This window comes from Paenibacillus cisolokensis, assembly GCF_050481165.1.
GTDB classification, from domain to species: Bacteria; Bacillota; Bacilli; order Paenibacillales; family Paenibacillaceae; genus Paenibacillus_AH; species Paenibacillus_AH cisolokensis.
The window spans coordinates 57,719-67,352 of record NZ_JBCNFP010000058.1 but is presented as its reverse complement, the minus strand read 5'-3'; the positions used below and the strand labels follow the sequence as shown (position 1 = coordinate 67,352).

Annotated in this window: 11 protein-coding genes; 7 read left to right on the top strand and 4 right to left on the bottom strand. The window is 55.4% G+C overall.

Annotated elements, in window-relative coordinates; all coding sequences use genetic code 11:
* Positions 1-884: 884 nt before the first annotated feature.
* Together ABEV74_RS10360 and ABEV74_RS10355 are read right to left on the bottom strand one after the other, a co-directional pair.
* A complete protein-coding gene (locus ABEV74_RS10360) occupies positions 885-2,348 on the bottom strand; it encodes a GyrI-like domain-containing protein (RefSeq protein ID WP_430145796.1) in 1,464 nt (487 codons plus the stop codon).
* A gap of 22 nt (positions 2,349-2,370) precedes the next feature.
* Positions 2,371-3,087, bottom strand: coding sequence for an RNA polymerase sigma factor (locus tag ABEV74_RS10355; RefSeq protein WP_430145792.1), 717 nt, complete (start codon positions 3,085-3,087; stop codon positions 2,371-2,373).
* 439 nt (positions 3,088-3,526) lie between these two features.
* On the opposite strand from ABEV74_RS10355, the gene ABEV74_RS10350 reads away from it, so the two are divergent.
* The 5 genes from ABEV74_RS10350 to ABEV74_RS10330 all read left to right on the top strand — a co-directional run bounded on the left by ABEV74_RS10350 (position 3,527) and on the right by ABEV74_RS10330 (position 5,679).
* Entirely contained in the window at positions 3,527-3,784 is a 258-nt protein-coding gene (locus ABEV74_RS10350; protein WP_213527521.1) for a YkgJ family cysteine cluster protein, read from the top strand.
* A 136-nt stretch (positions 3,785-3,920) separates the two neighbouring features.
* The gene (locus ABEV74_RS10345) at positions 3,921-4,148 is read left to right on the top strand and encodes a hypothetical protein (protein ID WP_430145789.1); all 228 of its coding nucleotides are present in this window, start codon (positions 3,921-3,923) and stop codon (positions 4,146-4,148) included.
* Positions 4,141-4,308 (top strand): hypothetical protein, encoded by a 168-nt coding sequence (locus ABEV74_RS10340; protein WP_430145786.1) that lies wholly within the window; start codon positions 4,141-4,143, stop codon positions 4,306-4,308. Before ABEV74_RS10345 ends, ABEV74_RS10340 begins: the two co-directional genes overlap by 8 nt.
* A gap of 193 nt (positions 4,309-4,501) precedes the next feature.
* Positions 4,502-4,732, top strand: a complete 231-nt coding sequence (locus ABEV74_RS10335) for a hypothetical protein (protein WP_430145783.1) — start codon at positions 4,502-4,504, stop codon at positions 4,730-4,732.
* A gap of 80 nt (positions 4,733-4,812) precedes the next feature.
* Complete coding sequence (locus ABEV74_RS10330) at positions 4,813-5,679, top strand: 3'-5' exonuclease (protein ID WP_430145780.1); 867 nt, start codon at positions 4,813-4,815, stop codon at positions 5,677-5,679.
* A gap of 177 nt (positions 5,680-5,856) precedes the next feature.
* Here the strand turns inward: ABEV74_RS10330 and ABEV74_RS10325 are convergent, their stop codons facing one another.
* Together ABEV74_RS10325 and ABEV74_RS10320 are read right to left on the bottom strand one after the other, a co-directional pair.
* Positions 5,857-6,699: an aldo/keto reductase gene (locus ABEV74_RS10325; protein WP_430145777.1), complete on the bottom strand. Its 843-nt coding sequence runs from the start codon at positions 6,697-6,699 to the stop codon at positions 5,857-5,859.
* Between the two features lie 2 nt (positions 6,700-6,701).
* Entirely contained in the window at positions 6,702-7,931 is a 1,230-nt protein-coding gene (locus ABEV74_RS10320) for an MFS transporter (protein ID WP_430145774.1), read from the bottom strand.
* Positions 7,932-8,069: 138 nt separating this feature from the next.
* Here ABEV74_RS10320 and ABEV74_RS10315 point away from each other — a divergent pair, with 138 nt between their 5' ends.
* Both ABEV74_RS10315 and ABEV74_RS10310 read left to right on the top strand, forming a co-directional pair.
* Complete coding sequence (locus ABEV74_RS10315; RefSeq protein ID WP_430145771.1) at positions 8,070-8,432, top strand: winged helix-turn-helix transcriptional regulator; 363 nt, start codon at positions 8,070-8,072, stop codon at positions 8,430-8,432.
* Positions 8,433-8,601: 169 nt separating this feature from the next.
* The gene (locus ABEV74_RS10310) at positions 8,602-9,552 is read left to right on the top strand and encodes a ribose-phosphate diphosphokinase (protein WP_430145769.1); all 951 of its coding nucleotides are present in this window, start codon (positions 8,602-8,604) and stop codon (positions 9,550-9,552) included.
* Positions 9,553-9,634 lie beyond the last annotated feature (82 nt).

Below are 9,634 nucleotides of genomic sequence, written 5' to 3'. Positions count from 1 at the left end.
CATTTAATTTTACAATGAACCGGGTAAAAATACACGATTTTTTGGGGTAATATTACTTGACAAAAAACAGTCCCCTCATTTTGTCTCCACTTTCGCTCCGCCAAAACGAGCCTCTGGACGTCGATCGGGCGAAGCTGACTCTGATGTATATCCCTGTGGTATGCGTGAGCCAAGCGGCTGCTGGTATGGCCGCAATTAATCAAGAATCAGTGAACATGGAGGTTAAATAATTTATGCAATTAAAAATCAACAAAACCAAATGCTGCAGTTGCGAAAACATTTTCTTCGAATGGGATGATTCGCTACTGGAAAAGTGTCTGCATTGCTGGGTAAGTCTTGCAGAAGATAAGTTGGCCAACGTGATCGATTCGCAGACCGTAGAGGTAGAACTGGACTTTATCACCGGGCTAGTTGGGATCGCAGGCTCCGAGTCAAATACGCGGAGGTAACACATACGCATGCTCCTGACCCGGGGTGCGACCGTTCCTATTGTATTCTGTACAACTGAATACCGTTTGGCCTCCCTTATTCGGGCACTTCATTGTATTTTGTACAATAGGTTGTCGTCAAAAGCGCTTAATTCCGGTGTTTCGGCCTATTCTATTGCATATATTACAATGAAACGCCGATTATAAGCCCGTTATCGGACATTCTACTGTATGTTGTACAATGGATTGCGATTAAAATCGAGTAGGAGGGGGCGACCACCCCCGTCCTCTCGCACCACCAAGCATGCAAGTTCGCACTAAGCAGCTCCAAACGGACAACCGCGGGGACGCACTTGGCGGCTCCACACAGATACCCGCAAAGCCCGTACTGAACGGCTCCACACAGATACCCGCGGGGACGCACTTGGCGGCTCCACACGGAACCGCCGTTACCGGTCAACCGCCGAGCGCGTCACGCATCCGTTCCAGTACGGCTACGCCTCGTTCTTCGGCGGCTTTGGCGCGTTCCAGCACCGCAATGGAATATTCCGCATTAGCGGCGATGTCCGGATTGCCGCCTTGCGGAAACGGATACAGCAGCGGCAGCTCGGCCAGCGCCTCGTATACGGTCCGGTAATGGGCCGCAGCCTCTCCGGCAAGCCGGGATACTTCGCGTTGTTCCGGCTCCGGACCGTTCCACTGCTGCTCAATTTGTTCGAGAAATTTCACCGCATAGGCCCGCGCGTCGCATACGACCGCCGTGTTGTAGGCGTTGCCGAACACGTCGACGGCGCCTTTGCGGAATGCCCCGATCCAGGCATCGTAACCGGCAAGGCCGTTCCGGTACTCGGGAAACGTACGATCCTGGATGCGGGCATGATCAATAATGATTTGCAGCGCACCGGCCAACGCGGTCCGTTTATCGATCTCGAACCATTCGTCCACCGTCAGCACGAAAAGTTCGCCAATCTCGCCCCGGCCGAGCTTGTGGTACGGCAGCGTCCCTTCCTTGCTGACATCCTTGGCATGAAACTCCTGCTTCTCGTCGTCGTAACCGAAAATGACGCCGAACTCCGGGATGAACAGATCCCAGGCGACCGCCGGAACGCCCCGGTCGATGCTGCGCTGTACTTTGGCGATGGCATCGCCGAGCTGCTCGGGCGTCGGTGGCGTAAAATTCAGCTCGCCCAAGTAAGAGGCGCGAATGCCGAGGTTGAGCAGCCCTTCCGTCAGCACCGGTCCCCAATGCCACGCGGTCGGCCCGGAAACGTGGACATCGCCATCGCGAATGTTAATGCGGAACGCATGCCCGGTATAGCCCATCACGTCGACGAGCGAGACGTCCTTCTTTCCCGTAAATTTGATCGCTTCCCGGACCGCTTGTGCGGCAGTTGTCCAAGTACTTTCATAAATTCCGCAATGATGCGGCTTCGTATAGATAACCGGCACCCAAAACTCCATGACGGACCGCTCGTCATCGGGTCCCCGAAACCGCTCGTCGTACACTTCCAGATCGTAACAGCCTGGACGGTACGCGGACCGGGGGAACCACTCTTGGTAAACCTCGCTGATAAACGCGCCGATACCGTCCATTTTCCCGCGATAGGTAAAGACCGCATACGTGCCCGCTTCGGCGACGAACGCTTCCATCCCTTCCGGCAGCTCATGTTCCCCTGTTATCTCCGCGCCGGCCAAATAATGAAAATGGTCGACGTGCGGGTTGAAATCCGGCTTGCCGGGATATATTTCCACCCCGAACGTCCGTCCGGGCACCGCGTCGGCCAATTCGCCGCGGCGCCTTTCCCATTCGGTGTAAAGCTGCGGTATAAGCCGCTGTTCTTCATTTTCCCGCAAGTTCAACTTCCGTTTCAAACCGCCGATGACCGTTCTCGGCTTGTATGCCAGCACCGGCTGTTCCATACGCAATCCCCTCCGTACGAATTTAATGGAAGCGGATGATGGAGGCATCCAGCATGCGGCGAACGGGCAATCCCTCGACCCGTCGCTGTGCCACATAATCCCGGACATATACGCGCAGTCTCTCGTTTCGCACTTTGTTCCTCGCCTTTGACAAGCTGTTATAAATATAGGCGGGCGACGTGCGAAAGCATTCGGCAATTTCCTTCGGAGACAGCTCGCGAAAGAAATGAGCCTCGAATATGTCGCGTTCCTTCCGGTTCAGACAATCGAGCAGTCCGACAATGGCAGCCAGCATCTCCTTGCGCATCAGTTCCGCAGAAGGTTCGTCCGCAGCTCCGAACGGTTCGGCAAAACGTTCCTCCGTATGGAACAGCTTGCCGTCCACTTGGTTCCAATACCCCGGATCGTCACGCGAAAACCGCGGGGCCAGGACGGTTAATGGCAGCTCGCGACGATACAGGCCGCCCCGTCTCAGCTTCATCCGCGCCTGCGTCCGCACGATCTGATGGAACCAGGGAAGAAACCGTCCGGTATCCGCAAGAGTGCCCAAATGAAGAAACGCCCGGATGAGCGCCTCCTGGACAATGTCTTCCGCCAAATGATCGTCCCTCATAATCGACCGCGCGATGCCGCAAGCCCGGGCACGGTGGCGTCTGACCAGCTCGTAAAATGCAGCATGATCGCCCTCGCGGGCTTGCGCCGCAAGCGTACTGTCGTCCGCCGCGAACGATTCGTCCATCCTGCTACTCCCCCTTCCGCTCCCACTATTGTAGATGCCGGGATCGGCATAAATCTAACCGCTTATAAACCAAAAGTCTGAAAAAAACTTGACCGCGACAAAACCAAAATCTTCTTCTTCCGTAACTATACCGTTCGTTCGCGCCGCCTAACGGCCTAACGGCCACGGCGATCGTGCTCAGCCCGTCGGCAACCGCGATTTGGCCCTTCGGCTTGATGACGTACCCGTCATCAGCACGGTCGGCCGAACGGCTCAAGCTGTTGCCGCCCGGACTTTCGCCCTAAAACCGACGAACCTGCTGGACTTATTTTATAAAATGTGGAAAATGTATACAAGAGACTCAAAAAATGATGGCCAGCTAATCAACCCGCTTAATAATTGGCCCCGTTAATCGTTTATGGCCCGAACGTGTTAAACCGAACCGAGGAGGTATGCCGTTATGGATTGCCGTGTCGGATGTGCCGCATGCTGCATCGTCATCTCCATCTCCTCTCCGATCCCGGGCATGCCGGAAGGCAAACCGGCCGGCGTCCGCTGCGCGCAATTGACGGCAGACAACCGCTGCCGGCTATTCGGCAAGCCCGAGCGGCCATCCGTCTGCACAAGTCTGCGCCCCTCCCCCGAAATGTGCGGCCAGTCGGACGAAGAAGCTTACCTCAATCTGGAACGGCTCGAGCGTCTTACACGGCCTTCGTGACCGTTTCTGAACCGCCTTCTGCGCAAATCCCGCTTCATCCGTACTATCCGGCGTTTCCTCGCATCTATTTCGTATTCCGGCATCGTTTTGCCCCGACCCAAGTATGCTTCTGGCCGGATGCACGACAACATCGGACTTGTATTCCGTCGACCGTGTTGATGCGCGCGCCTACATCATGCCGGACGGCGATCTGTATATCGAAGAAATCGTTACATACAATTTCCACCGGGAAATGAACGGGACGGAACGATACGTCGAAACGCTCGGTCACGGGGGCATCGAATTTTTCGAAGCGCACATTCCGCCGGACGGCAAGGAACTATGCCGATTTTGCCAAACTGGACTGGAATTTTTTTATGTTTAATGACGTCGACAAGAACCGGGTCTCGATTCTCGTTACCGGGCACAAAGGCTATACGGCCGCCGTATTGCTCGGAAGCCTGTTTGCCGGCGCATACATCGTCGATAACGAGGTTTTCGACCGGCTCATGCTGCTTGTTTTGGCTTCGCTTATTTTGCTGTGACGTCTTCCGAGGCATAATTTGAACAGCGAATCTTTGGCATACTACTACGCGATCCGGCGCTGGAGACGGCAGTTGAAGAAAAACAGTTCCCGACACAATCGACAGGGGCACGCTGGAGCGGCATGCGCAGGCAGCGCTTATTACCGGCGTCAGTCCGTCGTTTATCCAACAGCTGCGGCAGACCGATTCGGACTTGCTGTCCGTTGTTCCGCTGCTTCAGCCCGCAGCGATAGCCGCCATTCAGGAGCAGTACCGCATCTGGAACGCCATCCCGCTGGCAAAGCCCGCCTCCCGCTCCGGCGGCCACGGCGGGGGCGGTTACGGCGGGGGCGGTTACGGCGGGGGCGGCGGTTGGGATAGCGGCAGCGACAACGGCGGGGACAGCGGCGGCGGTGGTGATGGCGGCGGGGGCGGCGGCGATTAGTCTTACTCCCGGTTTCGCCATCCCGACTTCATTTCTGTTACAATAGAAAGCGTGAATTGAACGATACGGAGGCCTGCATCGTGGATTACATTGTGCTGGACATTGAATTTAACGGCCGCAAATTTGCAAGTGATCTGCCGATGGAACTGATCGAGATCGGAGCGGTCCGGCTCGACTCCTCCCTGCGGAAGACAGACGAGTTTACCTCTCTGATCAAGCCCGTTTATTTTTCCAAGCTGAACAGCTTCATCCGGAAAAAGACCGGCATCCCTCAGGCAGAGATCGACCGCGCGCCCCGTTTTCCCAAGGTTATCGCGGACTTTTGCGCATGGCTGGACCGAAGCGGCGAATATTTGCTCGTCACCTGGGGCGGAGAAGATATCAAGCGCATCGTGCTGGATACGCGAATGCATAAACTGGACGATTCCCGATGGCTGGCCGCGAAATATTTTGACTTGTTAAAGGGATTTTTGCGGTATCGCAACCTGACGAACGACGTCAGCGTGGAGAAAGCGATGGCCGATCTCGGCATAACGCCCGCCGGCTCGGCGCATCGGGCGCTGGACGACGCGCGCATGACGGCCGAAATATTCCGCGCCGTATTCGATCATCTGGACTTCGACCAGGCGCAGCAATACAAGGACACGTACACCAACGCCAAGGAACGCCGTCTCGTCAAGCAGGCGGTCCGGTCGATGCGGTTGCAAAAGACGGAACCGCAATGGGAGAAGATCGTCGAGCAATATCTCCAAAACAAAGTGGCGCTCGACGATCCCCGAAAGCTTGCCGAGCTGCGGGCGTGCTTTGAAGAGGAGATGGCGAAGAAGCCGCACCCGAAGCCGTCCAAGACGCAAGCGGCGGCCGATCAAAAGAATGAAGAGGCCGGCAAGTCGCACGAAGCAACCGATAATAAGACGCAAGCGGCGACTGACAAGACAAACGCATAGGCAGCAGCCGGCATGAAAACCGGCGGCGAAACCGCCATTTTGCCGGCAGGGGAGCCCGGCATCTTGCCAGTCGCTGACGGTTGATACGGTTTTTTCGGCCGGGAAAGCGCCGCTAAACATCAAACTGCCGGAAATGAATTCCGGCAGTCTCGTTTTTATGGCTCCTCTAACGGGCAATTAAAAATCGAAGTTGTCCGGATCGGGACCGACACGGCGATCTTCGTTCAACCGGTCGATGCGCTCGACGTCTTCCGACGCCAGCTCGAAATCGAAGACGTCGGCGTTTTCGGCGATCCGGCTCGGTTTCGTCGATTTCGGAATCGTGACGACGCCATGCTGCAAATCCCAGCGCAATATAACCTGGGCCGCCGTTTTGCCGTATTTGCCGGCGATTTCCATAATGACCGGATGATTCAGCAGTTGGCCCTGCATGAGCGGCGACCAGGCTTCGAGCTGTATGCCGTGCTCACGGCAATACGACCGCAGCTTTTCCTGGGTCAAAAGCGGATGGAATTCGACCTGGTTGACCATCGGCTTGATTTCGGCGTCCTGCATCAGGTCTTCGAGATGGTGAACCTGAAAATTGCTGACGCCGATCGCTCTGACTCGCCCCTGTTTGTACAAGGTTTCCAACGCCCTCCACGCCTCTTTATATTTCCCTTTTACAGGCCAGTGGATCAGATACAAATCGAGCGTATCCCGCCCCAGTTTGTTCAGGCTCGTATCGAAGGCGGCCAGCGTCTGCTCGTAGCCCAGATCGGCTGTCCACACCTTGGATGTCACGAACAGCTCTTCTCTTGCAAGTCCGGTCTCCGCAAGCGCTTCGCGAATCGCTTGGCCGACGCTCGCTTCGTTTTTGTAAATCGCTGCGGTATCGATGCTCCGGTAGCCATGATTGACCGCAAATGTAATAGCCTGGACGAGCTCGTCTCCCTCTTCGACTTGAAAGACCCCGATGCCGAACCAGGGCATTCGCACCCCGTTGTGAAGCTCGGTCGTATCCTGCAAATGTTTTGCCATTATTATAGACCTCCTTTGGAATGAAGAACCTGCTTGGCGCTGACAGCCTTCGAGTCTTTGTTCTCCATAAAGCTAGCCCAAACCGTCAGCAGGACGGCGGCCGCAACCATCACAGCGCCGACCCAAGAGGTATGCATAAGACCGATTGTGTCCGTCACAATTCCCCCCAGGTATGCCCCGAGCGCAATACCGGCATTAAACGCGGCAATGTTGATCGCGGAAGCGACGTCCACCGCTTGTGGAACAAACCGCTCGGCAAGTATAACCACATAAACCTGAAGACCGGGAACGTTCATGAACGCGAGCAAGCCCATAAAAAATACGGTGATCAGGCTGGCCGCCGGGTACGGTGCGGTGAAGGTAAAGATGAAAAGCACGGCGGACTGGATGAAAAACATGAACAGCAGCGCGGTAACCGGTTTGCGGTTGGCCGCTTTTCCTCCAATTGCATTGCCGATGGCAATCGCCGCGCCGTAAAGCACGAGAATAAGCGCGACCGTTTTTTCCGGGAATCCGCTGATTTCGCTCAGCACCGGGGACAAATACGTATAGACAGCAAAGGTTCCGCCGTACCCCAAGGCAGTGATGGCAAACACGAGCAGCAGCCGTCCGTTCGTGATTACTTTGGCCTGATCCCGAAAGGTGACAGGCTTTCCTTTACGCAAGCCTGAAGAAGGAACCAGCGTCAGATTGGCAACAAAAGCGGCAATACCGGCTGCGGTGATGAGCATAAAAGCGATTCGCCAACCCCACTCCTGCCCGATATAAGTTCCCAAAGGCACCCCGATGACGGTCGCGATCGTCAGGCCGGAAAACATGATCGAGATGGCGCTGGCCCGACGGTTCTCGGGCACCAGGTCGGCGGCGATGGTCGAGCCGATGGACATGAAGACGCCGTGCGAAAACGCCGAGATGACGCGCGCCGCCAGCAGCACGCCGATGCCGGTGGCCGAAGCGGCCAAGGCGTTTCCGATAATAAATACAATCATGATCCACAAAAGCAGCGTCTTTCTCGCGACTCCGGCAGTAAGGGCCGTTAAGACAGGCGCGCCGAACGTGACCCCCAAAGCGTACAACGTAACGGTCAATCCCGTAGTCGTGACCGATATATTCAAGTCTTCGGAAATAAGCGGGAGCAGTCCGACGCTGATAAACTCCGTCGCTCCGATGGCAAATGCGCTGATCGCCAGCGCAAATAGCGCAAACGCGCTTTTCCTTTGATTCTGCGGCATATTATCTCGACTCCTGCAGTATGGTGTTGCCGGCCGGCAAATGTTATTATGAATGATGCATACACCGAATAACAGTACGTACTTTGAAGTACTATAGGTACTAAAAAGTGCCTATACAAGCATAGGAGTGAATACGTTTTGAGCACGAAAAAATACAACATTTCGGTGGAAGCTACGCTGGAAGTGATCGGGGGCAAATGGAAATGCGTAATCCTATGCCACTTGACGCGCGGCAAAAAACGAACAAGCGATTTGAAGCGCAACATGCCCAATATTACGCAGAAGATGCTGACGCAGCAGCTGAGGGAGTTGGAGCAGGACGGCATCGTGAGACGAATCGTTTACAATCAGGTACCGCCGAAAGTGGAGTATGAGCTTACCGAATACGGATGGAGCCTGAAGCCGATCCTGGACGCCCTATGCGATTGGGGGGAAAAACACATCATCCGGGAATACGGGGACAAGTTCGCGGTATTGGAAGACAACGTGCTGAATCAATAAGGGGAAGCGCGGAGGAAATTGTGCATTCGACCTGGCATGTCCTTTCATTTCGGGATAAACGGCCGATTGGCTACTCCTGTCCGATTTGGTGTATAATGGAGGCAATGAAATGATGCACACCGTGCCGATATCGTCCGGCATTTAACATTCAAGTTATCGGGAGGCGGCTATGTTTAGCAGTCATAAAGTCAAAATATTCGCAGGCCTGTCCAACCGGCCGCTGGCCGAGAAAATATGCGAAGAGCTGCAGCTTCCGCTTGGCAACGTGGCCATATCCCGCTTCGAAAGCGGGGAAGTTCACGTTTCGTACCAGGAGTCGATCCGGTCCTGCCACGTTTTTATCGTCCAGTCGATGTCTCACCCGGTCAATGAGCATCTGGTCGAACTGCTGGTCATGATCGATGCGGCCAAACGGGCTTCGGCCAAAACGATCAATCTCGTCGTGCCTTATTACGGCTATGCCCGGCAAGAGCGCAAAACGGCGCCGCGCGAGCCGATTTCCGCCAAGCTGATGGCCGATGTGATGACCAGGGTCGGCGCGAACCGGCTCATTACCGTCGATCTGCATGCCGACCCGATCCAGGGCTTCTTCAATATTCCGGTTGATCATCTGACGGCGCTCGATCTGATCATCGAATATTTGCGCAGCAAAAATATCGACAACCCGGTCGTCGTATCTCCCGACGCCGGACGGGCTTCGACGGCCGAGAAGCTGGCCAATCATCTGGACGCGCCGTTCGCGATCATGATTAAAAACCGGCCGGCCCACAACCAGTCCAAGATCACCCACATCATCGGCGAAGTCACAGGCCGTACGCCGATTATTATCGAGGATATGATCGATACGGGCAGCACGATCGTCAACGTCGTCCAGGCGCTCAAGAACCGCGGCGCCCACGACGCCTATATTTGCGCGACGCACGGCCTCTTCTCCGATAACGGCATCGAGAAGCTGAACCATCCCAACATCCGGGAAGTAGTCATTACCGATACGATCGAGCATTCCGAATATCCGGACAAATTCCGCGTCCTGTCCATGTCCCAGTTGATCGCGAACTCCATTCGCATCAATATGCAGGGCGGTTCCATCGACAAGATGTTCCGGTATACCCATTTGTGATGCAGGACGGTTCCATCGGCAACATGTTCCGGTATACCCATTTGGGTTCGATATGGCATATTAGTTTACGCCGTTATTCCGT